Origin of the sequence: Microbulbifer agarilyticus, assembly GCF_001999945.1 — a bacterium.
Classification (GTDB): domain Bacteria; phylum Pseudomonadota; class Gammaproteobacteria; order Pseudomonadales; family Cellvibrionaceae; genus Microbulbifer; species Microbulbifer agarilyticus_A.
In genome coordinates, this window is the sequence record NZ_CP019650.1 from 2,835,552 (window position 1) to 2,860,917 (window position 25,366).

Sequence of the window (25,366 nt, forward strand, 5' to 3'; positions counted from 1 at the left end):
TAGATCAAGGTAACGACGATGAAGACACAATCCCCATTCGACGAATTCTTTGATCAACTGAATGAAGACATCCCCGATCACACCTTCCCGCGCACCACCATGTCGGCCTTTGCCGCAGAGGCCACGGTAAACAGTGAAGCCTGGGCAGATGCGAAACCGGTGATGAACCTGTCATCCTTTGTCACTACCTTTACCGAGCCTGAAGCCTTCGAGGTACTGAAAAAACACTACCTGAAGAACTACATCGACCACGACATGTACCCCCAGCTATTCGAGATGGAGGGACGCATGGTGCGCTGGCTACATGACTTGTGGAATGGCCCGAAAGACGCGGAGCCGTTCGGTACCGCCACCATCGGCTCCTCGGAAGCCTGTATGCTGGCGGGACTGGCGCATAAATGGAATTGGCGAAAAGCACGGCAAGCTGCCGGGCTGGATGCGAGTCGCCCCAACATCGTCACCGGTGGCAACGTCCAAATCGTGTGGAAAAAATTTATGCGTTACTTCGATGTTGAGCCACGCATCGCAGAACTCGCCCCGAACCAGTACCGGCTCACCACAGAGCACCTCGAGCAACTCGTCGATGAGAACACCACCGCAGTTGTGGCCATTGCCGGGCAGACATTTACCGGTGAAGACGATGACTTCCGGGCGATTCACGATTGGCTGGACGATTACGAGAAGCGCACCGGACACAATATCCCGATGCATATCGATGGCGCCTCCGGCGGATTCGTCAATCCGTTCCTCTATCCGGACTACCAGTGGGACTTCCGCTTACCGCGGGTACAATCGATCAATGCCTCCGGGCATAAATTCGGGCTGGTACCGCCGGGACTAGGGTGGCTTGTATTTAAAGACCGCAAAGTATTCGACGAGGACCTTATGTTCTACGTCAACTACCTAGGTGGCGAGATGCCCACCGCCACATTGAACTTCAGTCGTAATGCAGCGCCCGTCGCCTACCAGTACTACGTATTCCTGCGGCTAGGCTTCGAGGGGTTCCGCAAAATCATGCAGTGCACCCTCGATAACTCCCACTATCTGCGACAGCGATTGCTCGATAGCGGCTACTTTGACGTCCTCAACGCCACCCAAAGAATACCGGTGGTGGCACTCACCTTGAAAGAAGAGTTCACCAACTTCAACGAGTTCGACGTATCGTTCAAAGTACGGGAAAAAGGATGGGTGCTTTCGGCCTACTCGATGCCGCCGAAAGCGCAAAGCGTAAACTCTTTGAGAATCGTGGTACGGCCTCACCTAAACCACAACGTGATCAAGTTTCTTGCTGAAGACATTATCCACGCCTGTAACTGGCTCAAGGAACACGGCGGCAATGCAACCCCGCCCAAGCTACATAATGCGCACCAGAGTTCGGTGAGTAAATGCTAACGCGGCAGCAGCCACTCAACGATCTTGCAGGGCCTTCATCACACAGTGATTAGAAGAACGCCGCTCGGGCTGCCAAAAATACCAACAACAATAGTGGGACATTAGATGCGACGAAGACCGCAAAACGCACCTCAATCTTATTTCCCAGTACCTGCACAAGACTGTGGATAATACGCAAAGCCACATAGGTCCAGGCCGCATACAAGGCAAGCCCACTAGACACGCCCATAACGGCGAGCGCAAGGACAACCGCATAGAACAGCGTAGGCTGCTCCATCAGATGGTTATAATTATCCGCCTTCCAGCGCACGCTCGCAGGGAGCTTCGCCATCTGCTCACCTCTTGGCGCCATCGGGTCCATCTCCAACTTCATGGAGATAATCGCCGGCAACCGGGTAGCGTACATCCACAGCCACATCACCATTGACCATACAATCAGCGCGACGACTGGCTGAATTAGCTGATTCGTTGAATCCATATCACTTCTCGTTCCTGGCTATATCGATTAATGGTTATGCTTCTTCCACTTTGAAGAACTGAATACTGAGTGGGTATTTCCAGAGTTTCCCCTCGCTCGCGTTTATTGCTCCGACCACAACAAAAATGATATCCAGGAGCAGTAATATCAGGAATCCAAAAACCCCGATAACAATAATCATCAAGAAAATTAAAATGACCGAATAAATAAGAGCGCTAATCATCCAGTTAAGGATAACTTTCCCATGTCGATCGATCTCAGGTGAATTATCCTTATTCACAGCCCACATAATAATGGGCAATATCAAGCCAGCACCCGGAACACAAAAACCCACTAACTGGCTCAGGTGCATGAGCATTAAATACGTGTTTTTTTCAAGCCCCCAGGGCTTAAACTCATCCATGATGTTCTCCTAGATTGCTGGCGTGCGAAGCCATGGCCCGGCGAGGGGATTCTTTTCTGCATTTACTGGATCTGTAAAACCAAAGTCGCCAGCCAGACAACAACTCATTATCCAGCTGGCTATGATTTTGGCAATTCCCTGAGCAAACCCCAAATAAAACTCAATAATTACAACAACTTATGGAACCAAAACCATTCAGCTAGCAAATTAAATCGGAACTTATAAATGAGTCTCTGCTGCAAAGCTGGCAATACCGGGCTTGCGCTAATAGTGCAACAATCTCTACACACGCGCTGTCAGTTCGACATTCCTCATTCTATCAATCCACTTTCCACCGGCAGGCCACTGGGTACACTTTCCGGAATCAACGATCTTAAGTTCTCGGGCTCCGCAGCAGGATCCGTCTGCGCCCTTAGAAAAGCTACCAGTATCTCGATTTCAGAGGTGAGATTGCCAGCCCCAAAAACCTTACCCTCCTCCTGCGACAACGTGTCATGGTCATCCAAAAGGCCAATGATGATTTGCCGATACTCATCGGTTCTGATTAAACCTTCAGGGTTGAACTGTGTAAACAAAGCCTGCTCTGAAGCGCTGACTTGACTCACATAGTCAGGAGTTTGATCAAATGCCGCTGTAGCCGTGTTGTAACCCATGTAGTTAGCAATCCAGAATTGGCGAGGGGTAGCATAAATTTGTACGTGACTGCTCAGATCGGAAAACTGCCCCAAATGCCCATAGGGAGCCGTTAACTCCACATTAAATAAAGGCTGGGTTCTAAATTGGTAGCGGTGGGCCAACTGTCCGGTGACTCGCTCACGCCCAAAGTCCAGCCTACCGTCTGTTCCGAGACCGAACTCGCCGTTCGCACCATCCCCTTTACCAGGGCCAAACTGAGCCAGCGGGAGATTGTGAAAATCAAAATCTGACATAACAGAGCCGGCATGACATACATCACAGCCAGTATCGTAAAAGAAGTGCGCGCCCCGGATTTGCGCTTCGGTCAGAACATCAGGGTCATTCAATACACCATCTGCAGAGATATCACGGATAAATCTCTGCCAAGGGTTGTCACGCTTATCAAACCCCCGAATTTCAAAAGCAGCAATGGCATTGGCAGCATGCGCAAACGTCATCTCATCAAACCCGACATCGGGGTAAGCGGCTTCGAATAGAGTGACATACTCCGGAATCGCCCCAAGCCGACCCATCAGCGCGTTCCAGATACCCGCAAAATCACCGTCCTCGAACGCTGCAAGCTCATTATCCGCAGTGACTTCTCCCCGCATCTCCGCCCGGTTGGCGACTGGGAACATTGCTTGCGCCGCCACGAGCCCATACCCCTGGAAACCATCGACCTCCGGCCTGGCAAAGAATACATCAAGCATTCTCTGATCAATGTCACCACTCTGGTCCGCTGGAGTACGCAGCGCTCCGTTCTCGTCCATCTGTATACGTCCATCCCAGAACATATTCTCAAACAGATCTAGATTAAATAGTGGCATCGCATGTCTGGCCACCACCTTGCCACCCACACGGTCCCGACCAAGATTGGAACCGCCAGTACCCAAAGGGAGCGAGCGAGCATCTCCGCTTCCGAGAAGCGGGTGATGGCAGCTCAGGCAAGAAATGTCTCTATTGCCACTGAGAATTTTGTCAAAAGCAAGAGCTTGGCCAAGCATGTACATCGTATCGCTGACATTTGGGGCCGGCGCGACCGGCTGTAAATTTTTACTAATTACAAAATCAACAAGTTCAGCGTTTGTCTGGGAGAACGGCTGATCGATTGAATCCGTCGTATCGACGTTCGTCTCCGGCACAATGAGCTCTGCCCGCTGTACTAGGTTCAGTAGCAAATCCTCGATAATGTCCCGCTGCGTAAAGCTCAGCCACGCGCTCAGATCTGTATAGGTTAGTGTCGCCGCCCCCAGCTCCTCACGGATAGACGCGGAAAACAAAGTATTGCCGTCTTCCAATTCGGCCGCCAGGCCCGCTGCCAGCAGCTCTAGCAGCTCGTCGAGCCCTATCTCTCGATCATTCTCATTACTCGCCGATATAACAGCCAATACAAAGGCATACTCAGCACTGTCATCGATCTCTGAAGGCTCCAGTAATAAGTCTCTTGGCACCAGCGTCGTTACATCGACATCAGCTTGAAGCCCAAACGCGGCAGCAACCTTCGCATTGAATCCGGACTCTCCGACTGCAGTATCCAGACTACCCGTTGCTTGTGCCAGTTGCGTCGCAATCTCAGTGAGTGGTGTCACGACAAAATGGAAGCTGCTGCCACTCTCGGGCTCTATGCTGACGACCGAGCGCATCGGCGGTGTTGGATCGGTAGATTCCCTGTCCGTTGCCTCGTCAAAATAGACACCACCAGAGCATTCGATCAATGCGATACCATCGTAATCAATTGCCTCACCGAAATGCGCAACTCCGAGATCTCCTGTTAAGGAGCTCGTTACCGGATCGGCCTTTTCGCCGTCATTCACACTAAATAACACACAGTCTGCCCCTTTGACGGGGCCCTTGAAGAAAGTGGTCGATATATTTAGTGCATAGATCGGCGGATTGCTATCCCCGCCACTAGGACTACCGTTGTCCAGGTCGCTATCTGGCACCGCAGAGACAGCGTCAGAACTGCTGCTTCCCCCTCCACACGCTGTTAAAAAATAGAGAACAATGAATAACGCCGTTTTCACTGACCGACCGTACGCCGCAAAATCAAATCTACCACTCAAAAATCTATATTGTTCCGCATGTTTTAAATGTCAGTACTATTCGGATGGACTTCAGAACAGCGCCGCATGGAACACATATGTTCTTTGTACAGAAATCACACAAATCCAGAAAGTGACACGCGATCCCATGCAGTCAAAATTTCGGCATTCAAACTTCTAGCCCTTCCCGCCCCACTCACAAACAGCACAATTGGTCTGCTCAACACGAGCAAATCCTGATATCTAGCGTTTGAGCTTTAGATTGGTTGACATGCAATCAGAAAAAATTAAGAAAATTCACAGGAAAGAATTCACATACATGGCCAACTCGATCTGGACGATCAGTAATCGATCAATACCTGAGTACTGTACGTTGCAGAAAAACGTGCTGGAAAATGGAGAAGATAGGTAAAGTAATCGGTCGGATTAGTGAAACAACGCCAGAAGTCGTCAACCAGTGAAAATAGCAGATAATGCCGCCGGCTAGGGCAGCTTACCTTGTGCGAATTTTACGCAAAAATGGGACTAAAACGACCTGCGGAAAAGGTACACAAGGTAAGCTGTCCCGCAGAGGAGCCCAGGCCGGGAGCTACGTTCCCCGCCTTGTTATACGATTGATGTTGCTTCAATTCTAATGATTTCCATGGAATATCTAAGTAGAGACTATTTGTAATCGCCCCATGGAGATTTCTTCTCGAATGTCGAGACATAAAGTTTCTCGACCTTGTCTCGTGCCCATTGATTTTTTCGTAGAAATTTTAGCGATGACTTAATTGATGCATCACTCTTAAAACAATTTATGCTAATTCTATCTGCCAAACCGTCCCAGCCATAATGCTCCTGTAATCGCGTTACTACTCTTTCGAGCGTAACACCATGTAGTGGATTGTTCGGTTGCTCTTTACTCATTTTTCAATCGATACTCTAGATCTGAAACCGCATAACGCCGCCGGCAGGGGCAGCTTACCTTGTGCGCATTTTGCGCGAAAATGGGAGCACAGCGACCTGCGCAAAAGGTGCACAAGGTAAGCTGTCCCGCGGAGGGCCCCAGGCCCGGAGCAAATTGCCCGGCCTTGTTATGCTAAATATCCGCCTTTGCATATTCAGGCTCACTATAACCGAGCCTCACCATGTAATCACCTAAAGCAACATGCTCAGGCCTGTTGACACCTGTACTCTGGACTATGAGTATTTTTTTGAATTTTTTTGGATCTCTTTCTATCAAATACGTAGAAATCTGATCTCTTGTTTTTATTTCAATCCCATTCACGACAAAGTGTTTATCGTATACCTTAATTAGTAAATCATATTTTTGACCCCAAAATGAGTAGTCATCTGCAATCACATATTGGGTGGTTAGTAGAAAACAAAGCGCTACTAGAATATTTCTCATTACTGATCTCGAGCATAACGCCCGCAACAGGGGCGACCAATGCTAGGCACGTGTTGTGCGAAACTGGGAGCGCAGCGACCCGCACAACACGTGCCTAGCGTTGGGCGTCCCGCGGAGGCCCGAAGGGCCGGAGCATTTTGCTTGCGCTTGTTATGCATATTTCTTGCGACTAGCCATAAAAGCAGCAAGGGCGCCACAACCAACAAGAACAACGAAATGTGGAACATAAATAGTGTATTGACTGGTATATGTGACAAATAACAATGCTTCACAAGAAATCAGTGCCGCTATTGCAGTAACCCATGGATTGAGCCGCAAAATTTTTATCGAGAAATATACAAGTAGAAACGCTATGACTCCATAACCCAGGAATTGGGTTACTGCAATTTCCCAGATTAGAAAACTTTTACCAGATAGCACTTCAGCCACTTCTTGTGGAACCGCAATTGCTGCAGAGAATCCCGTGAAATACACGCCCAAATACGCTATCGCAATGCCGATCGCTAATCCAATTACTACGTTTTTCAACTATCTCTCCTTGAATGCATAACGCCCGCAACAGGGGCGACCAATACTATGCACATTTTGTGCGAAATTAGGCGCGCAGCGACTCGCACAAAATGTGCATAGTGTTGGGCGTCCCACGGAGGCCCGCAGGGCCGGAGTCAACTGCTTGCGCTTGTTATGAGTACCTCCAGGAGTAGCAGCGCAACGAAGAGAAAAAAGAATATGAATGATGTTTCATACCTTCTTTTTACTCGTCTTTTAGACGCTAACACTTCCTTTGGTAGATCCTCTCGCTCAAGTTCCGCATTGCCAAATATCAGCCCCCAATAATAGTAGGAACGGTTGAAAAGCGAAAAATACTTTTTGTGAAGATCCGGACGTTCGTTCTTTACAGCCTTTAAGAGGCTCCTGCCTGAAACCGTGGCAAACAGAAACAACCCAAACCCCAAAGCAAAACAAATTATTCCAATAACTAGCATGCCGTCAGTACGTACTCATAACGCCCACGGCAGGGGCGGATTACCTTATGCGCGTTTTGCGCGAAAATGGGAGCAAAGCGACAGCGCAAAACGTGCATAAGGTAAGCCGTCCCGCGGAGGCCCGAAGGGCCGGAGCTTCATTGCCCGTGCTTGTTAAGTGGGGACTAGCATCCGCCATCGCCCCCACCCCCGCCGTCACCTCCACCACCATAACCGCCATCGCCCCCGAAATACCCGCCGCTACTGGTACGTTGATTGACACCAAATTTCACAATAAACCAGAGAATGCTAGATATGAGAAAGCCAGTAAAGATGATTGGTGCAAAGACTGAATTGAATGAATAGCTAGAGGACAGTTCTATAAAGTGCCAAGAACCTAAAAGGCCCACCAGATTGAACAAAAATGACTTCATTGGTATTCCTTTATTCACTTAACGCCGCTAGCAGGGGCAGCCGGAGCGCTTGGCGGGCGAAGCGCGCCGCGTAGGCTGTCCAGCCGAGCCCCGGAGGGGCTGGGCGGTCCTGCCTAGCCTCGTTATTGCGGCCGCACTCTGAACTACCTACTAGCACTTTGCCAGCCACGGCTTGGCTGGCGACTGCCTAAATTTACGAGGAAAGAATACCGCACTTCCCCCACCTATTTATTATCTTACTGGCACTCCAAGAAAACACTCAGGATTGCCCTCTTCTGCCGAACCTGAGCGAACGCTCTAGGAACGAACATACTGGAATAGCAACCAGCCAGACTAGATCAATATTGGATGCTATTTTGTGGCACTGAAACTTCAGCAGCCTCGAATAGACGAAAAAAACCTACCGGCACCAATAACGCCGCCAGCAGGGGCAGCTTACCTTGTGCGCGATTTGCGCGAAAATAGGAGCGCAGCGACCCGCGCAAAACGTGCACAAGGTAAGCTGTCCCGCGGAGGGCCGAAGGCCCGAAGCTTCATTGCCTGGCTTTGTTATGTGTTTACCTAACTAGGGCCACATGTTCTCCACTCTCAATTTCATGTATTGAAATTTTTATGGGCACGTCAACTGATTTATCAAAGCCAAAAATTTGAACTGTTAGGTAACGCGGTTTAACGGAGCCAAGGCAATTTTGGCATTCGTAAACTTTATCTACTGTAAATATCCCACCTTTTGGAAAAATCTTTCTAGATATAATCTCAGGCGACTCATGCTGGACTGAATACAGCCTACCTAGCCTATAAATATCTACATCAGCTCCGTACCCGGGAGGCAAGTTGATCCCAGTAATTTCCATATCATGTGTCGTTACATATTTCTTCCCAACGTAAAAAGAAACAGCAGGATCATCGCTAATTTCTACATAGTTGGCTTTGCAGGCCGCCAGAAAAGCGATAGAGACTATTACGAAAATTCGATTCATCTTTCTCTACACATAACGCCCGCAACAGGGGCGACCAGTCCTATGCACCTTTTGTGCAAAAATGGGAGTGAAACGACCAGCACAAAAGATGCATAGGGTTGGACGTCCCGCGGAGGCCCAAAGGGCCGTAGCAAACTGCTTGCGCTTGTTATATTTACCTTGAGGGAGGTACCGAATCTGGCCACCGCCTCATACGTTCATTTTCCTTTTCCTGCTCACGCTTATCATCCTCACGCTTTTTGTAAATCTGACACGCAAGCTCACTGAACCAGTCGCGATTATTCTCTTTGCCGTGGATATCAACAGAAGAAGAACTGCAACAACCAGTAAGAACAAATACTAACATTGACACTAAAGCTTTTTCGTACATTCATTGCTCGGAAATATAACGCCCGCAACAGGGGCGACCAATGTTGTGCGCTTTTTGCGCAATACTGGGAGCGAAGCGACCGCGCAAAAAGTGCACAGCATTGGGCGTCTTGCGAAGGCCCGACGGGCCGTAGCGTATTGCTTGCGCTTGTTATGTTTTAACCCATGAACGAGATTGCTAAGAATATTGCCGCAATAACGGCTGCAAAAGCGAACATTGAACCCAACTGTCGACGCCCCTGAAAATTTCTCTCCCTTTCATGAAATAGAGATTTCAACCCTGAGTCATCTAGATGAGAGCAATGGGAGCACTCACCTTTCCTAGTATCGTATTGGTAAAAGCAGCGCTGGCACTTTCGAAAGTACTTACGATGTTCAAGTAATTCTTTGAACTTATATAGTGCTGTGCCAAATGCCATACGATCCTCGAGAAACATAACGCCCAGCGCAGGCGCAGCCAGCGCTGGGCGCATTTTGTGTTAATGTTTGAGCGGCAGCGAGCAACACAAAAGGTGCGTAGCGTTGGCTGTCGCTCTGCCGCTGCTTGTTAGGGCTACTTTGGTTTCCTTGCCACGACAAAGCCTTTTGTAGGTGCACAACTTTCCCAGCATGAAGTACCAACCACAATATCCGGATACTCATAAAAATAGAGTGCCAACTCCTTATTTTCATTTGTAGTAGCTGAAAGCTCCCAAATTTTAGGCTTAGCCTTTGGGACATCCTGCCCAATAGATCCGAATATATTTTTCTGGTGCAAGCCGTGCAGGAATTCATTTGCACTTCCACTAAGCTCATCAACTGATATAGAGGTGAAATAGTATTCATCTGGCCCCAAACTCGGCTTCTCGTTAGAGACTAATTGGGCTGGATAAATTATTGGCCTGCGTTCCGGGATGAGGACGAACCCATAGTTTTCCGTAAAAGTAATAATGTGACCATATTTTGAACATTCAACTTTTGCCCATTGCTCTATAGGGGCTCCCGTGATTTCGGTAACGGAAGACTTCGGTGCATTATCACACGTTCCCGCGAACGCTTGCGCAGCCGATAACAGCAAGCCAGTTAAACTCAGTTTTATAATTTTTTTCATACTCTAAATCCAATTATCCCTCGATCAGAGCGTAGCCCTAACGCCGCGCTCAGGGACGGCTTACTTTGTGTGCATTTTGCGCAAAAATAGGAGCGCAGCGACTGTGCAAAAGGTGCACAAAGTAAGACGTCCCCTGCAGCGCCTTGTTATGCATCTTTTTCTTGAGGTTTTGCTTCGACTACAAGCATTACAAAACCAAGGAATAGAATGAAGTTTAAGGCCAGGTCGAACAAACTGTTGGCATTAGCTGCGGTATTCGCAAAAATATTTAGTACCAAGAACGGGAAAAAATATATTGCAACTAGCTTCCAATTGAACCCTATCGAGAACTTTGCACCACATTTAGGGCATGACTTACTTTTTGCCATTGAGTTCGCTTCTTTGGAAAGCAAACCGATTTTGTAGGAGCAACTTGGACACTTCATTATTATCTCCTGATGCATAACGCCCACGGCAGGGGCGGCTTACTTTATGCGCGTTTTGCGCAAAAATGGGAGCGTAGCGACCGCGCAAAACGTGCATAAGGTAAGCCGTCCCGCGAAGGCCCGAAGGGCCGTAGCTTCACTGCCCGTGATTGTTATGTTTCTCGGACTAGCTTCTTTAGCACAAATGTAATACCCAATGCAGCAAGGACAAACACCACCATAACCTCGTGATTTCCAGTGTTATCTGCCCACCTTTGAGCCCTCTTCTTACTCCCCAAAATGCTAACAAGTACGAGCGGCAACCAGATTACGCCCAAAATTAAGCCAACTGCCAGCGCTGCCTGGCTGTCTGCTCCCTCTCTATAGAAGACGGCAATCGAGACAGCCAAGAGAGATATACCAATAATGAACAGTAGAACTCTTGAAGATAATTCATCAAATTCTTCTCTTTTCCTTCTACTACTCACGATTACTCCTGAAACATAACGCCGCCGGCAGGGGCAGCTTACCTTGTGCGCGTTTTGCGCAAAAATGGGAGCAAAGCGACCTGCGCAAAAGGTGCGTAAGGTAAGCTGTCCCGCGGAGGGCCCAGGCCCGGAGCAAGTTGCCCGGCCTTGTTAGTGCATTGGTATTACTACCCTCTTGGCCTCGGGAAAAACAACTCCAGCCTCTTGCGCAATTTCTTTTGAGTTAATGCCGCTGAAGTACAAGTCTATAACACCTTTGTTTTTCAAAAAAAGGCTAATTACAGCAGCTTCCTGGATCAACTCAACACTCTCTCTCCTAATCCGAATGGTTTTAGGACCAAACGGCCAAGTACCTAGCGAAGTAGTAATTTCAATTCGATCTCCAAGATCACGAAAAATCCTTTTTTCAATATCGTGAAATTTTCTATTCGTATATTCTTGAGTTATGTATGGAGCCAAAAAGGCGATAAGAAATGAACTTATTCCAGTTATCAAATATTCCAAGATACAACCTTAGTAACACTAACGCTTTGCTCACCGGAAAATTGGGAGCGCAGCGAGTAATTTTTCCGCGTGCAGCAACTTGTTATACGCTTTTACTTTAACCATATGGAGTAGTCCAACTTTCCTAAGGTTGTGGAAAGGTTGGCGATAGCTATAGCTTGCCCAACACTTGTTAGAGTAACTTGACCACCTTTAGCGTCTTTGTCAAAGGTATCCAAAAGGATTTTTGATGATGGAGAGAATGCTGCGAGATCTGTTTTAAATTTTTCTAGATCGGTGTATCCAAAATATTTATAGAGTTGCGTCATCCAGCCATTATAAATATCGACGCTCATCATCGAAGCAATTGAACAAGTACCCGCATATTGAATATGTCTTTTTTGAGAATCTGACAAATTAAACCCCATTGATACAGCTGCCAACGCTCTCTGCGAATATGGTTCCAAATGCGATAAATGTGGAAGACCTTGGACGCCAACGTGAGTCATATAGTGGATAAATGACAAGTAGGCAATTTGTGCCTTGGTTATTTTCGGAACCACTGTAACAGCTTCAGATATGACTATATCTTTAAAGTCATTAGCGGAGGCGGAGGCTCGCTCTGCTATTAAATCGACCAATACCGACGGATTGGCCTTTTCACCTTTGCGAGCACTAGCTTGTACAGCATCATTTATAGCTGCCTGTACATCAGGATCGGTGAATTTCTCAAGAACAATTTCCCCTGATTTTTCTACTATTTTTTGCTCTAACGAAGCAGCGAATTGTTGTACATTCCCTTCTGCTGCTCGAATAGCCTCATCTCTCAAGGATGGAAAATTATCGCGTAAAAACAGCAGGCATAATTCCTTCACTTCTGCAACGGATAGCCCCATATTTTGGGTAACCGTAACATTACCTCCCGCCTGAATGGCAGTGCCTTCAGCTTCTACCTTTTGATTTTGTTTGTCACCTATCACGAATTATCCTTTTTATCCGTTGATCCGATATTTATGCTCACGTCACCACCGGCTTGTATACCTGTAGCATGTTTACCTATGCGCTGAGACTGACCTGAAGCTTCTTCTGACTTTTTATCGAAGAAAAAAGTCGATATCAATGCAGATAGTGATACAACTGTAGTCAGGGCTGGTTCAAAGCTACGTTCAAAGTAAAGCCAGGCACATGAGATACATAGTGCAACAAAAGCCAATATTCTAATTATGATTCTCATGATTCTCATGATTCCTCGCTAGCGTATAACGCCGCCAGCAGGGGCAGCTTACCTTGTGCGCGTTTTGCGCAAAAATGGGAGCGTAGCGACCTGCGCGAAACGTGCACAAGGTAAGCTGTCCCGCGGAGGGACGAAGGCCCGGAGCATTTTGCCTGGCCTTGTTATGTTTTTACTCAAAACTTGTGTTTCTCTCAATATCTTGAATCAAATGGTAGATATTGCTGCATAGCGTACAAAGCCTTGAGTTTATCTGATCCAGTTCCTGCTCTGAGACTTGATGCCCGTTCGCGGGATGAATTACAAGGTCATTGAGAGTACCAATAGTGCCGAACCATGTTTTTGCTTCTTCGATACCTCGATAATTTGAGACAGACAGAAATGAGCGAGCTTTCTTAACTGCACTGCTCCAGCCGTCTTCGCCAACATGCTCGAGAAGGCTGGATAGCTGATCCATTTCCCTGATCATTTTTTCAGTTAATGGCCCCATAACTCTCCTGAAACATAACGCCGCCGGCAGGGGCAGCTTACCTTGTGCGCGTTTTGCGCAAAAATGGGAGCGCAGCGACCTGCGCAAAGCGTGCACAAGGTAAGCTGTCCCGCGGAGGGCCGCAGGCCCGGAGAAAATTGCCCGGCCTTGTTAGAGCGATTGACCACATCGCTCCACCAATTTTGAATTATATGCCTCGGCTTGTAATACATACCTAGTTGAACTTTTCATGCCCTCAACCTTCCCTCGATCGCTAAGCCCATAAGAGTCCAAGTCAATAGCGCCAGAAGAGATAGATTTTTGCCTACGATATTCATCGCAGACATATCCCTCTAACTGGCTAGCGATGGTTGACTCATGATCTCGCGCCGACTCCGAAAGAAGATCCGCGATTGCCACCATTGCTTTTCCTCGATCGGTGAGCGAAGCAACATCATGGTGCACCGCCCACTGTTTAGATACAAAGAAATACGAGACTGCGAGCCCCATTATCATTCCAGCTATGAAAATCGATATTTTTACTTTCATCGCTCTAACGCCGCCAGCAGGGGCAGCTTACCTTGTGCGCGTTTTGCGCAAAAATGGGAGCATAGCGACCAGCGCAAAACGTGCACAAGGTAAGCTGTCCCGCGGAAGGCCGCAGGCCTGGAGCTATTTGCCTGGCCTTGTTATACGTTTCACTCAAGACCAAGCACCATACTTGGCTATTGATGGAAATGACAACGTGACTATGACAAAAACAACAAACACTAGAAGCTTTATCGCTAATACTACCAAAGAGCTGTGCCACACACTTTTGTCACCCTCTGGGTTACTCCATTCACCCGGCATGTCATCATCAAGTGTAATCAAGTGGCCGACGGCGATCAAAGCCGCGAGCCCACATAAGGTATAGGCATAAGCAACGCCTGCGAAAAACGACAAGCCAATTGTTACGGCCACAATAAATAGCGTGGAATATATAGCATTATTAAGGGTCAAAATTCTGACCTACGTATAACGCCGCCGGCAGGGGCAGCTTACCTTGTGCACGTTTTGTGCGAAAATGGGAGCGAAGCGACCCGCACAAGTTGTGCACAAGGTAAGCTGTCCCGCGGAGGGCCGTAGGCCCGTAGCTAATTGCCCGGCTTTGTTAAGTGTTTTTCCATGCCTTGGACCATGGGTTCCAACTGTCTTCATTGCGCAAATATACCAAAAGAGGCAAATGTTCCATTTTCTGGGGGAATGGAACTGCCATCATTTGCTCTTTGAAACTCCGATGACTCTCTGAGTAGTTGGCCAATAAATTAGTTAACGCAACACTAGCAACTTCTCTAGCCTCTTCGCTTGCTTCTCCATCAAATATAAAGCGAGCAACTAAATTTCTACCGTCCGGAGACAACTTAAAAGATATCGCCCTAAAAGATGGGGCAATTTCGCCCAGAAGTGCTCCTTGAGCATATTGCATCAATTTTATTTCTTGCTCGGTTCTCATAGACACTTAACGCCCACGGCAGGGGCGGATTACCTTATGCGCGTTTTGCGCGAAAATGGGAGCAAAGCGACAGCGCAAAACGTGCATAAGGTAAGCCGTCCCGCGGAGGCCCGAAGGGCCGGAGCTTCATTGCCCGTGCTTGTTAAGTGGGGACTAGCATCCGCCATCGCCCCCACCCCCGCCGTCACCTCCACCACCATAACCGCCATCGCCCCCGAAAAACCCGCCGCTACTGGTACGTTGATTGACACCAAATTTCACAATAAACCAGAGAATGCTAGATATGAGAAAGCCAGTAAAGATGATTGGTGCAAAGACTGAATTGAGTGAATAGCTAGAGGACAGATCTATAAAGTGCCAAGAACCTAAAAGGCCCACCAGATTGAACAAAAATGACTTCATTGGTATTCCTTTACTCACTTAACGCCGCCGGCAGGGGCAGCTTACCTTGTGCACGCCTTGTGCGAAAATGGGAGCGAAGCGACCCGCACAAGTTGTGTACAAGGTAAGCTGTCCCGCGAAGGGCCTCAGGCCCGTAGCAAATTGCCCGGCTTTGTTAAGTGTTTTTCCATGCCTTGGACCATGGGTTCCAACTGTCTTCATTGCGCAGATATACCAAAAGAGGTAAATGTTCCATTTTCTGGGGGAATGGAACTGCCATCATTTGCTCTTTGAAACTCCGATGATTCTCTGAGTAGTTGGCCAATAAATTAGTCAACGCAACACTAGCAACTTCTCTAGCCTCTTCGCTTGGTTCTCCATCAAATATAAAGCGAGCAACTAAATCTTCACCGTCCGGAGACAACTTAAAAGATATCGCCCTAAAAGATGGGGCAATTTCCCCCAGAAGTGCTCCTTGAGCATATTGCATCAATTTTATTTCGTGCTCGGTTCTCATAGACACTTAACGCCCACGGCAGGGGCGGCTTACATTATGCACGATTTGCGCGAAAATGAGAGCGAAGCGAACCGCGCAAAACGTGCATAAGGTAAGCCGTCCCGCGGAGGCCCGAAGGGCCGGAGCTTCACTGCCCGTGATTGTTAAGTGTGGCATTTCTCAATGCTCAGCTCATACACACCATCTTTAGGCTGAAACATTTCTACGTGTTGAATCCTACGTTTTTCATGCCAACCACAGAAATTGAAGTCTTTTTCTGTTTGGTGGCAGATGGATAGTGCTGCCTGGATATTTTTTGCTTTCACATTGGTGCAATTCAATTTTGTGCAAGAACCGCTACTTTCAATTTTTACTTCAACTGAACGGTGCGCAGAAGCTTCAGATATACAATTACCTTGAGCGAGCGTAGTGGCTGAAAAAACAAGCAGAGCTACGTTTATTATTGTTCCAAGTGATTTCATGGTACTGACACTTAACGCCGCTAGCAGGGGCAGCCGGAGCGCAGCGTAGGTTGTCCCAGCCGAGCCCCGAAGGGGCTGGGCGATCCTGCCTAGCCTCGTTATTGCGGCCGCACTCTGAACTACCTACTAGCACTTTGCCAGCCACGGCTTGGCTGGCCACTGCCTAAATTTACGAGGAAAGAATACCGCACTTCCCCCAACTATTTTTTATCTTACTGGCATTCCAGGGGAATACTCTGGATAGCCCTCCTCTACCGAGCCTGAGCGAACACTCTAGGAACGAACATGCTTGCATAGCAACCAGCCAAACTAGCTCAATGGTGGATGCTATTTTGAAGCACTGAAACTTCAGCAACCTCGGATAAACAAAAAAACCTACCGGCACCAATAACGCCGCCGGCAGGGGCAGCTTACCTTGTGCGCATTTTGCGCGAAAATAGGAGCGTAGCGACCTGCGCAAAAGGTGCACAAGGTAAGCTGTCCCGCGGAGGGCCGTAGGCCCAGAGCAAATTGCCCGGCCTTGTTATGTACACTTGGCACCAGGCTCGGGCGGATGCTCCTTTAACCACTGCTTATCATTTGCTTTAGTTGTGTAGTTCCACTGCGTTTCAAGAGTAACACTACTGTCCACGAGTAAATTAAGTGCCGATTCTCTTTTACATTTTATTCGATAGACGCTGAGCACATGAACTACATTGTCCAGGTGCCCTTTATCTAGCAACTCCGGGGCAGGTTTGATTCCAACATTTGGCTCGTATACCAGCGGCATATATTGACGCATTGCTTGAGCATGAGCTGTTGCTGAAAATACTAGAACTAGAGAAAGTGCCAAAAATTTCATTTCAGTACATAACGCCGCCGGCAGGGGCAGCTTACCTTGTGCGCGTTTTGCGCGAAAATGGGAGCGCAGCGACCCGCGCAAAAGGTGCACAAGGTGAGCTGTCCCGCGGAGGGCCCTAGGCCCGTAGCAAATTGCCCGGCCTTGTTATGAATTACGATCTACTCCCAACCCTAAAAACGTCCAGTATAAGATACAGAATACTCCCGGGGCTGGCGCAAAGACGAATAACATTATTCCACTCACTTCACCCCCTCCCTGCTGTGTCATCCAATAGTAGAACGAGAGAAGTAAAAAAATGGCAATTAGTAAGAATATGTAAGCTGAGGCTCTGTATCCCTTTTTAGTAAAATTTTTCCAGTTGCAAAAATCGTAGACACCCTTAATCACCCCAAATGGGATAGTTATCAACACAACGAGAAAAAATGTTACCGCAAAAAAACGAAGCATTTCTTCCATGATATAACCTTCTCAGACGAAAAATCCCTTACGATTCATAACGCCGCCGGCAGGGGCAGCTTACCTTGTGCGCATTATGCGCGAGAATGGGAGCACAGCGACCTGCGCAAAAGGTGCACAAGGTAAGCTGTCCCGCGGAGGGCCGCAGGCCCGGAGCAAATTGCCCGGCCTTGTTATGCACGAGCTTGCTCTGCTGCTGCGCGTACCCCGAGAATAAATAGCGTTACGGCGACAATACTCGTTATTGAGTAAACTAGGTCTTCAGCTTCACCGACCCACTCTACACCTACACTCGCACCCACAAGATGAGCCACCGGGCCGATTGTATAGTTGAACAAGTTTGTCAAAAAATACACTAAGAATGCTCCGGAAAAATATGCCAAATGTTTGAGTCCAGATGACTCTTTCGATTTCTTTAGTGATAGAAAACAATATAGATAGGCTGCGGTACACACCAATCCAACTATCACTGATATAACAAAAACAACTGACACTGAGCTACCCTCTTCCATCATTCCTAAATTTTTTATTAATAGTTGCATAACGCCCTAATAACCGGCAGCCGAAGCGCAGCGTAGGCTGTCCGGCGCGCAACGTGCGCGCGAAGTTCATTAGTTTGTTAAACCTTTCTTCCACTGATGTATCGGATAAGCTCCTCCCCAAACATTGTAAGCCTCATGTTAATAAAGTTTGGTCCACCAGAACTAGCGCTGGCACCTTCTGGTAAGGCCACTACTCTTTCGTTCATAAGATCATTCATGAGACGATAAACAAGCTCTCTTGATTTTAAGTCATTATCATAGCCTGCCAAATTCTTAAAGAATTCTAACTGTCTTTCCTGGGTTAGTTGAATACTTTTGTCTACCTCAGACAGAGATGCCAAATATTCAAGAAGCTTTAGGTGCAGCGAGGTCAGCCTAGCAATGGAGTTGAGATAAATACAAACCAGTGATTCTTCGAGGGTTTGATCTAATGCAACTGAAATAAGGCCATTGGATAAGGCGTTAATTACATCTTCACTTGAGGTTCTAACAGCAATATCGCTTGATCTTAGAATGGCTGATAAAAGTGCTTTATTTTCTCTAAGCTCACTTTCAGTCTTCGAATGATTGTCAATCAAGTCATTGATCGTATCACTTAGGTTATACAACCAATTATTTACTCTCGTTTCATAGGGAGGGGCAATAATCGTATTCAAGGATTCTGTAAGCGCGCCCCCCACTGCGGGTACAGCTGATAAAATACTTCTTGCTATTCGATGTACTTTATCAGTTGTGGGCTCCACCACTGGATCAAACTCTTCTTTTTCAATTTTGTTCACGGGAAACCTATGAGTCGGATTATTACCGGGTTTAACAGTTTTATTCATTGGCCCTGGTCTTTTGTTGTAATTGACTTTTGTTCCTGGGATGCTTTGGATGTCAGAAGAATTAAATTCTTTAATATCAAATAGTTAGCAAACTAACTACATTGAACAAAAATACCAAAAGAAGACCGAGTCTATTGTTCCTGATTTTAATATGGCTCTTTGCTTGTTATCCAAGGCCTTATCAATCAAGCACTTAGCCTACTGCAATCCGGGAACACACGCCATAGGCTGCTGTTCCCGGAATTGACAGGACCGAAACCCTAGAATACTGTATGTATAAACAGCTGGGAGTTTGTTATGGATGACATTCGGCCAAGGGTGCCCGCTAGGCCTGTTCGCTTTTTCGACAAGTTGCGTCTGCATATGCGAGATGCCGGCTTGGCGTATACGACGGAGCGGACTTATTTACATTGGATTCGCCGCTTTATTCTCTTTCACCGCAAGCGACACCCGTCCGAAATGGGGGCGGTAGACGTTGAGCATTTTTTAAATCATCTGTCTGAACAACGGGATTGCTCGGCTGGAACACAACGAATTGCTCTGAATGCACTGGTTTATCTCTACCGGCGGTTCCTGGACGTACCGCTCGATGGCCTCTCCTTTACCCATGCGAAACGACCACGTCGGCTACCCGTTGTGTATAGCCGCAAAGAGATCGCGGCGATACTTTCTCATCTTAAAGGAGCCGGGCGGCTGCGGATAGAACTACTCTACGGTGCGGGGCTGCGTTCCGCGGAGTTGCTGTCACTACGTATTAAAGATATCGATTTCGGTAGCAGTAATATTTATGTGCGCAGTGGAAAGGGTAATAAAGATCGTACAACGATCTTGCCTAGCGCGCTGGTTCCAGAATTGAAACGACAGATCGAACGCGTGCGAATTTTGCATGCACAGGATATTGCCGATGGATACGGCGATGTTTATTTGCCGGACGCGCTCGCGCGTAAATACCCAAAAGCGGCCCGTGAAACGGCCTGGCAGTTTCTATTCCCCTCCTCTCGTGTCGGCCCATGTCCTCGAACAGGCGAAGTCAGACGGCACCATTTACACCCGTCAGCCCTTGCAAAGCAGATTCGCCGTGCTGTCGTCGCGGCCGGGATTCACAAGCCGGCTCGAGCACATGCATTTCGTCACAGCTTTGCGACGCATCTGCTCGAGTCCGGGTATGACTTGCGTACGATTCAGGAGCTTCTCGGGCATTCTGACATCAGCATTACGGAAATCTATACCCATGTGGTAAATCGTGGCAGTAAGGGCGTACTCAGCCCGATGGACTGCCTTTCGAACAACGGCGAAATTCAGGAAGAGCCTGCGCTGTATGCAATTGCGGTTTAATGAGATTCCACAAAGATTCTCCAGGCATAAAAAAAGCCCCGCAATTGCGGGGCTTTTTTGGATAGGTCGGTAAGGCTGACTTACATCATGCCGCCCATACCACCCATACCGCCCATGCCACCCATGTCAGGTGCTGCGGCAGCCGGCTTGTCTTCCGGCAATTCAGCAACCATGGCTTCGGTGGTGATCATCAGGCCAGCGATAGAGGCTGCCGCCTGCAGTGCAGAGCGGGTTACCTTGGCCGGGTCCAGGATACCCATGCCCAGCATGTCGCCGTACTCGCCGGTACCAGCGTTATAGCCGAAGTTGCCTTCGCCTTGCTTAACCTTGTCCACAACCACGGAGGCTTCGTCACCAGCGTTGCTAACGATCTGACGCAGAGGCATTTCCATAGCGCGCAGGGCTGCTGCGATACCGTGGTTCTGGTCTTCGTTGTCACCAGTTACAGAGATCGCCTGAGTTGCGCGAACCAGTGCGGTACCACCGCCAGGTACAACGCCCTCTTCTACCGCAGCGCGGGTAGCGTGCAGTGCGTCTTCAACGCGGGCTTTCTTCTCTTTCATTTCAACTTCGGTGGCTGCGCCAACCTTGATCACGGCAACACCGCCAGCCAGCTTGGCTACGCGCTCTTGCAGCTTCTCTTTGTCGTAGTCGGAAGAAGATTCTTCGATCTGGGCACGGATCTGCTTAACGCGCGCTTCGATGTCAGCTACGTCGCCAGCACCGTCAACAATTACGGTGTTTTCTTTGGACAGGGTTACGCGCTTGGCGGTACCCAGGTGTTCCAGAGTGGTAGCTTCCAGCTCCAGGCCAACTTCTTCAGAGATTACGGTACCACCGGTCAGGATGGCGATGTCCTGCAGCATGGCTTTACGACGGTCGCCGAAGCCAGGTGCTTTAACCGCAGCAACCTTCACGATACCGCGCATGCTGTTAACAACCAGAGTGGCCAGCGCTTCGCCTTCTACGTCTTCAGCGATGATCAGCAGCGGCTTGGAGGCCTTGGCTACTTGCTCCAGCAGCGGCAGCAGGTCACGGATGTTGGAGATTTTCTTGTCGACCAGCAGGATGAACGGGCTTTCCAGCTCAGCGGTCATGTTTTCCTGGTTGGTGATGAAGTATGGAGACAGGTAGCCGCGGTCGAACTGCATACCTTCAACCACGTCCAGCTCGTTCTCGAGACCGGAACCTTCTTCAACAGTGATAACACCTTCTTTGCCAACCTTTTCCATCGCTTCAGCGATGATGGTGCCAACGCTCTCGTCGCTGTTCGCGGAGATGGTACCAACCTGGGCAATGGACTTGCTGTCTTCACAAGGGGTGGACAGGCCAGCGAGGTGGTCAACGGCTGCAGCAACAGCTTTGTCGATACCGCGCTTCAGGTCCATCGGGTTGAAACCGGCTGCTACGGACTTCAGGCCTTCAACTACGATTGCCTGCGCCAGTACAGTCGCGGTGGTGGTGCCGTCACCGGCAGCGTCATTGGCTTTAGAAGCAACTTCTTTCACCATCTGCGCACCCATGTTCTCGAACTTGTCTTTCAGTTCGATCTCTTTGGCTACAGATACACCGTCTTTGGTTACGGTCGGCGCGCCGAAGGCTTTGTCCAGAACCACGTTACGGCCTTTCGGGCCCAGGGTGGTTTTTACTGCGTCGGCCAGGATGTTTACACCGCTCAGCATTTTCTGGCGAGCGTCGTCACCAAATTTTACGTCTTTTGCTGCCATGATCTTTATTCCTCAATTCTGTTCGTGGTTGCCTATTACTGGAAATAGTTGGAGCTAGCTGAAGCTAGACTCGGGCCTTAGCCTTCCAGTACGCCGTAGATGTCGCCTTCGCTCATGATGATCAGCTCTTCGCCGTCCACCTTGAGGGTGTTGCTGTCGGCGTAGCGACCGAATACAACGGTGTCACCCACTTTTACGGACAGTGCACGAACGTCGCCATTGTCCAGCTGCTTACCTTCGCCCACGGCAACCACTTCGCCCTGGTTTGGTTTTTCTTTCGCTGCGCCAGGCAGAACGATGCCACCGGCAGTTTTCTGTTCTTCTTCCTTACGGCGTACGACTACACGGTCGTGTAAAGGACGAATTTTCATGGATTGCTCTCCAATGAGTCGTTTTAGGGTTGCATTTACTTGCGGGCCAGCCCCATTGGCGAGGCGGGCTCCATTCCTGCGCGCGAGCTTCGGGCGCAGGGAAAATCTAGGTGGAAGCTATATGCGGGAGGGAAAGTGGGATTTCAACGGCGGCGGAGAAAAAAACCCGGAGAAATTTTCAGGATAGCGGCCATACGGGTCTGGCTGAGAGAGAATCGTTCAAAAAACCAGCATTAGCGCTGGTTTTTGTCGTCGTCTTCGCGTTTGAAATCACCCTCGATAACATCGTGGGGACGCTTTTCCCCGGACTGGGATTGGGGGCCGTGCGCGTGATCGCCTCCCGGTGGGTAACCGGGGCCACGTACTACCACCACGTGACTCAATAATTTGCCCAGGAACAGGTGCCGAATACCCGGGATAAGACAGGCAAAACCAATGGCATCGGTAATAAAGCCGGGAGTAAGCAGCAAGGCGCCACCGACCGCCAGGAATATACCCTCAGCCATTTCCTGTGCAGGCAACTCGCCCACCGCCATTTTCTGCTGGGCACGCATAATGGTGGAAAGCCCCTGCCGCTTCAGCAACGCCAGCCCCACCACGGCGGTCAGCAGCACCAGCCCAATGGTCGGAAGCGCCCCGATTTCCTCGCCCACGCGGATCAGTACCCACATCTCCAAGATGGGCATGATGATAAACAGCAGTAGGAATGGGCGCATGGCTTGAGTCTCTGAAGAAGCGCTTGCAAGTCACACTGGCAAGCGCTGCGAAATTGTTACAGGAGGGAATTAGATGCGGGCGCCGCCATCAATTTCAATGACTCGACCAGAGAGATAGTCATTCTCAATGATAAATGCCACGGTGCTGGCCACTTCGTCCGGCTCGCCGATGCGGCGCAGAGGAACCTGCTTGATCAGTCCCTCGAGGATTTCCGGGCGCATCTGTGCAACCATCTCGGTACCGATAAACCCAGGGGCAATGGCCGCAACACGCACCCCGTAGCGTCCCAGTTCCCGGGCCCAACTCACGCTCATGGTCGCAACACCCGCTTTGGAGGCGGAGTAGTTGGTCTGCCCCATGTTTCCGGCGCGGGAGACACTGGAAATATTGATGATAACGCCGCCATTGCCTCGCTCAGCCATAATCCCGGCTGCGGCACGGCCGCACAGGAAGACACCGGTCAGGTTGACGTCGATTACCGATTGCCACTGGGATAGCGACATACGATCGGTCACCTTGCCATCCTTCACCTTCAGCAACATACCGTCGCGCATGATCCCGGCGTTGTTCACCAGAACATCCAACGCGCCAAAGTCTGCGGTGATCGCGGCGAAGCACTGGTCAACCGCCTCCTCACTGGTGACATCCACCTTGTAGCTGCGGGCCTCAGCGCCCAGGGCCTCACAAACGGCAACACTCTGGTCTAGCGCCTCCTGATTCACATCCAACAGGGCAAGGCGCGCGCCTTGCTTTGCCAGATGTTCGGCCATGGCGCGGCCCAGTCCCTGACCACCACCGGTGATCACCACAACGCTATTTTCAATCTTCATAAACTCTCAGCACTCTCGTCGATTGCCCGGTATGTCGAGCTTGTTATGTTTTTGCGATCGGTTTTACCAGGAATAGCCCACACCGACCGTCACTTTTGTGTCCTGCTTTTCACTGTCGATGGAGGGAGTGTTGTCATACTGCCACGCATATTTCACTTCCATCAGAATGCCCTTAACCAGTGGCGTCCGCACACCAATTTCCGCATTGCTCTGGTAGTCCTCACTGCCCTCGAAGGACTGGAGAACTTCCTGGTTGTAATAAACCTCAGGCCCCAAGTCGAACTTGTAGCGAAAATCCCAGGCCGACCGGCCCGCAGCATAGCGCTTGCCAGAGTTCTCATTGAGGCTCGGGTCAATGTACTCATCCTGCAGGCTACTCACACCACCCTGGATAGAGAGTGCTGCTTTATCCGTATCGAAAAACAGGTAACCCAAACCGAGACCCAGCGTGGTACTGAGGTCGAGATTACGTGCTTCTTCATGCAATAACGCGCTGTTGCCAGCGGCAAACCATTTCTCGGCGAAGATCCAGCGCAAGTCATAACTCAGACGATACTTTTCGAGGTCATCAATTTCTGGGTTGTTCTGATTCTGATATTGGGTGCCAATAATGTGGTGGAAGTCACCGTGGCGTACGTCAAAATTCACATTGACGTCCCAATCTTGCCTCTCACGGTTACCATCTTCGAACACCCCTGCGGCAGACACGTTGCCGTGCAACACGATGGGATTACCGACAAAATTTACATAGGGTTCCGCGCGGTCGATGGCGGGAAAATCCATCACCCAGCCCGCGCCTTCGTCACAGTAGAGCTCCCACTGCTGACGGCGGTGACCAGCGAGTGCACATGGTTCATCTCGCCCCGCAATTTTCAGGTCTTTATCGGTTTCCAGCGACAGAATCTTGGCTTTCTCCACCGTGATATCGCCGAAGTTTTCTGATCGCCAGATCACTTGCTCCTTCTCGACCAATACCAGATCGCCATAGATACGATCGCCATTAGTCAGGCTCAGCACACCAGCGTGCGCACCGGAGGTGGCAAGCACAAATACAGCAAGAGAGACTGGCGCAACTTTCAGCCAATTTTTTGAAAAAGAGGAGAAAAATTTCGCGGTAAATGCGGGAAAACGAGGTACAACAGACAGCACGAAACAACCTTCCGATAGCTTGACATTATTAATTGCGAGAAACTAATAATTCAGGAGTTCGGCAACAAGAAAAAACTTCCAAACATCCAGATAACACATGGTGCAGAAACCAATGTCAGCAAACAATGATGCCACAAGTCGCATCTGCCTTGCACTTGCGCAGGTGCCGACGGGACGAGTGGTGACCTATGGAGGATTAGCCGAGATGGCTGGGCTGCCCAGAGCAGCGAGACTGGTGGGGCAAACCCTGCGAAAGTTACCGCGGGATACTACTCTGCCGTGGCACCGGGTGCTCAACGCCCAGGGTCGCATTTCAATTCCAGAACCAGGGTATCAGAGGCAGAAAAGCAGATTAGAGGCCGAGGGCATAGTCCTGATACACGGGAAAGTCGATCTTGAACGATTCCTCTGGCAGCCGTAA

Annotated in this window: 32 protein-coding genes; 3 read left to right on the plus strand and 29 right to left on the minus strand. The window is 49.3% G+C overall.

The window, feature by feature from the left end; all coding sequences use genetic code 11:
- The first annotated feature begins 18 nt into the window (after window positions 1–18).
- On the plus strand, window positions 19–1,392 hold the full coding sequence (locus Mag101_RS11760) for a glutamate decarboxylase (RefSeq protein WP_077405172.1): 1,374 nt from the start codon (window positions 19–21) through the stop codon (window positions 1,390–1,392).
- Window positions 1,393–1,441: 49 nt separating this feature from the next.
- Here Mag101_RS11760 and Mag101_RS11765 read toward each other — a convergent pair whose 3' ends face one another.
- The 24 genes from Mag101_RS11765 to Mag101_RS11870 all read right to left on the minus strand — a co-directional run bounded on the left by Mag101_RS11765 (window position 1,442) and on the right by Mag101_RS11870 (window position 18,816).
- Window positions 1,442–1,870, minus strand: coding sequence for an MAPEG family protein (locus Mag101_RS11765; RefSeq protein ID WP_077405175.1), 429 nt, complete (start codon window positions 1,868–1,870; stop codon window positions 1,442–1,444).
- A gap of 34 nt (window positions 1,871–1,904) precedes the next feature.
- Window positions 1,905–2,273, minus strand: a complete 369-nt coding sequence (locus Mag101_RS11770; RefSeq protein WP_077405178.1) for a DUF4870 domain-containing protein — start codon at window positions 2,271–2,273, stop codon at window positions 1,905–1,907.
- Window positions 2,274–2,584: 311 nt separating this feature from the next.
- Complete coding sequence (locus Mag101_RS11775) at window positions 2,585–4,972, minus strand: cytochrome-c peroxidase (protein WP_157520336.1); 2,388 nt, start codon at window positions 4,970–4,972, stop codon at window positions 2,585–2,587.
- 681 nt (window positions 4,973–5,653) lie between these two features.
- Window positions 5,654–5,899 (minus strand): VF530 family DNA-binding protein, encoded by a 246-nt coding sequence (locus tag Mag101_RS11780; protein ID WP_077405184.1) that lies wholly within the window; start codon window positions 5,897–5,899, stop codon window positions 5,654–5,656.
- A 172-nt stretch (window positions 5,900–6,071) separates the two neighbouring features.
- Entirely contained in the window at window positions 6,072–6,383 is a 312-nt protein-coding gene (locus Mag101_RS11785; protein ID WP_077405187.1) for a hypothetical protein, read from the minus strand.
- Between the two features lie 150 nt (window positions 6,384–6,533).
- Window positions 6,534–6,911, minus strand: a complete 378-nt coding sequence (locus tag Mag101_RS11790; RefSeq protein WP_077405189.1) for a hypothetical protein — start codon at window positions 6,909–6,911, stop codon at window positions 6,534–6,536.
- A 622-nt stretch (window positions 6,912–7,533) separates the two neighbouring features.
- On the minus strand, window positions 7,534–7,782 hold the full coding sequence (locus Mag101_RS11800; RefSeq protein ID WP_077399635.1) for a hypothetical protein: 249 nt from the start codon (window positions 7,780–7,782) through the stop codon (window positions 7,534–7,536).
- 557 nt (window positions 7,783–8,339) lie between these two features.
- Complete coding sequence (locus tag Mag101_RS11805) at window positions 8,340–8,762, minus strand: hypothetical protein (RefSeq protein ID WP_077405194.1); 423 nt, start codon at window positions 8,760–8,762, stop codon at window positions 8,340–8,342.
- Between the two features lie 922 nt (window positions 8,763–9,684).
- Window positions 9,685–10,221 (minus strand): hypothetical protein, encoded by a 537-nt coding sequence (locus Mag101_RS11810; RefSeq protein WP_077399632.1) that lies wholly within the window; start codon window positions 10,219–10,221, stop codon window positions 9,685–9,687.
- A 146-nt stretch (window positions 10,222–10,367) separates the two neighbouring features.
- Window positions 10,368–10,646 carry a hypothetical protein gene (locus tag Mag101_RS17850; protein WP_157520339.1) on the minus strand — a complete coding sequence of 93 codons (279 nt, stop codon included), beginning with the start codon at window positions 10,644–10,646 and terminating at the stop codon, window positions 10,368–10,370.
- 152 nt (window positions 10,647–10,798) lie between these two features.
- Complete coding sequence (locus Mag101_RS11820; protein WP_077405200.1) at window positions 10,799–11,113, minus strand: hypothetical protein; 315 nt, start codon at window positions 11,111–11,113, stop codon at window positions 10,799–10,801.
- A gap of 150 nt (window positions 11,114–11,263) precedes the next feature.
- Window positions 11,264–11,617 (minus strand): hypothetical protein, encoded by a 354-nt coding sequence (locus Mag101_RS11825; RefSeq protein WP_077405203.1) that lies wholly within the window; start codon window positions 11,615–11,617, stop codon window positions 11,264–11,266.
- Window positions 11,618–11,709: 92 nt separating this feature from the next.
- A complete protein-coding gene (locus Mag101_RS11830) occupies window positions 11,710–12,576 on the minus strand; it encodes an LPO_1073/Vpar_1526 family protein (protein WP_077399638.1) in 867 nt (288 codons plus the stop codon).
- A complete protein-coding gene (locus tag Mag101_RS17855) occupies window positions 12,573–12,830 on the minus strand; it encodes a hypothetical protein (RefSeq protein WP_157520088.1) in 258 nt (85 codons plus the stop codon). The genes Mag101_RS11830 and Mag101_RS17855 overlap by 4 nt, the downstream gene beginning before the upstream one ends.
- 169 nt (window positions 12,831–12,999) lie before the next feature.
- On the minus strand, window positions 13,000–13,317 hold the full coding sequence (locus Mag101_RS11835) for a DUF6966 domain-containing protein (protein ID WP_077405206.1): 318 nt from the start codon (window positions 13,315–13,317) through the stop codon (window positions 13,000–13,002).
- Between the two features lie 150 nt (window positions 13,318–13,467).
- Window positions 13,468–13,845: a hypothetical protein gene (locus tag Mag101_RS11840; protein WP_077405209.1), complete on the minus strand. Its 378-nt coding sequence runs from the start codon at window positions 13,843–13,845 to the stop codon at window positions 13,468–13,470.
- A gap of 153 nt (window positions 13,846–13,998) precedes the next feature.
- Window positions 13,999–14,298 (minus strand): hypothetical protein, encoded by a 300-nt coding sequence (locus Mag101_RS18015; RefSeq protein ID WP_198039982.1) that lies wholly within the window; start codon window positions 14,296–14,298, stop codon window positions 13,999–14,001.
- A 151-nt stretch (window positions 14,299–14,449) separates the two neighbouring features.
- Window positions 14,450–14,791: a hypothetical protein gene (locus Mag101_RS11845; RefSeq protein ID WP_077405212.1), complete on the minus strand. Its 342-nt coding sequence runs from the start codon at window positions 14,789–14,791 to the stop codon at window positions 14,450–14,452.
- A gap of 153 nt (window positions 14,792–14,944) precedes the next feature.
- Window positions 14,945–15,193, minus strand: coding sequence for a hypothetical protein (locus tag Mag101_RS11850; protein WP_077405215.1), 249 nt, complete (start codon window positions 15,191–15,193; stop codon window positions 14,945–14,947).
- 154 nt (window positions 15,194–15,347) lie between these two features.
- The gene (locus tag Mag101_RS11855) at window positions 15,348–15,689 is read right to left on the minus strand and encodes a hypothetical protein (RefSeq protein WP_077405218.1); all 342 of its coding nucleotides are present in this window, start codon (window positions 15,687–15,689) and stop codon (window positions 15,348–15,350) included.
- A 143-nt stretch (window positions 15,690–15,832) separates the two neighbouring features.
- Window positions 15,833–16,150 carry a hypothetical protein gene (locus Mag101_RS17860; RefSeq protein WP_157520086.1) on the minus strand — a complete coding sequence of 106 codons (318 nt, stop codon included), beginning with the start codon at window positions 16,148–16,150 and terminating at the stop codon, window positions 15,833–15,835.
- Window positions 16,151–16,673: 523 nt separating this feature from the next.
- Entirely contained in the window at window positions 16,674–17,081 is a 408-nt protein-coding gene (locus tag Mag101_RS17865; RefSeq protein WP_157520342.1) for a hypothetical protein, read from the minus strand.
- A 539-nt stretch (window positions 17,082–17,620) separates the two neighbouring features.
- Complete coding sequence (locus tag Mag101_RS17870; protein WP_157520345.1) at window positions 17,621–17,989, minus strand: hypothetical protein; 369 nt, start codon at window positions 17,987–17,989, stop codon at window positions 17,621–17,623.
- Between the two features lie 77 nt (window positions 17,990–18,066).
- The gene (locus tag Mag101_RS11870) at window positions 18,067–18,816 is read right to left on the minus strand and encodes a hypothetical protein (protein ID WP_077405226.1); all 750 of its coding nucleotides are present in this window, start codon (window positions 18,814–18,816) and stop codon (window positions 18,067–18,069) included.
- 297 nt (window positions 18,817–19,113) lie between these two features.
- On the opposite strand from Mag101_RS11870, the gene Mag101_RS11875 reads away from it, so the two are divergent.
- Complete coding sequence (locus tag Mag101_RS11875; protein WP_077405229.1) at window positions 19,114–20,151, plus strand: integron integrase; 1,038 nt, start codon at window positions 19,114–19,116, stop codon at window positions 20,149–20,151.
- Between the two features lie 80 nt (window positions 20,152–20,231).
- Here the strand turns inward: Mag101_RS11875 and groL are convergent, their stop codons facing one another.
- The 5 genes from groL to Mag101_RS11900 form a co-directional block, all read right to left on the minus strand.
- Window positions 20,232–21,878, minus strand: a complete 1,647-nt coding sequence (gene groL, locus Mag101_RS11880) for a chaperonin GroEL (protein WP_077405231.1) — start codon at window positions 21,876–21,878, stop codon at window positions 20,232–20,234.
- A 77-nt stretch (window positions 21,879–21,955) separates the two neighbouring features.
- Window positions 21,956–22,249 carry a co-chaperone GroES gene (locus Mag101_RS11885; protein WP_010133468.1) on the minus strand — a complete coding sequence of 98 codons (294 nt, stop codon included), beginning with the start codon at window positions 22,247–22,249 and terminating at the stop codon, window positions 21,956–21,958.
- 233 nt (window positions 22,250–22,482) lie between these two features.
- The gene (locus Mag101_RS11890) at window positions 22,483–22,965 is read right to left on the minus strand and encodes an FxsA family protein (protein WP_077405234.1); all 483 of its coding nucleotides are present in this window, start codon (window positions 22,963–22,965) and stop codon (window positions 22,483–22,485) included.
- A 69-nt stretch (window positions 22,966–23,034) separates the two neighbouring features.
- Window positions 23,035–23,796 (minus strand): SDR family oxidoreductase, encoded by a 762-nt coding sequence (locus tag Mag101_RS11895; RefSeq protein WP_077405237.1) that lies wholly within the window; start codon window positions 23,794–23,796, stop codon window positions 23,035–23,037.
- A 63-nt stretch (window positions 23,797–23,859) separates the two neighbouring features.
- Window positions 23,860–24,843, minus strand: a complete 984-nt coding sequence (locus Mag101_RS11900; protein ID WP_232325001.1) for a DUF481 domain-containing protein — start codon at window positions 24,841–24,843, stop codon at window positions 23,860–23,862.
- Window positions 24,844–25,057: 214 nt separating this feature from the next.
- Between Mag101_RS11900 and Mag101_RS11905 the strand changes: the two genes are divergently transcribed.
- Window positions 25,058–25,366, plus strand: coding sequence for an MGMT family protein (locus tag Mag101_RS11905; protein ID WP_077408269.1), 309 nt, complete (start codon window positions 25,058–25,060; stop codon window positions 25,364–25,366).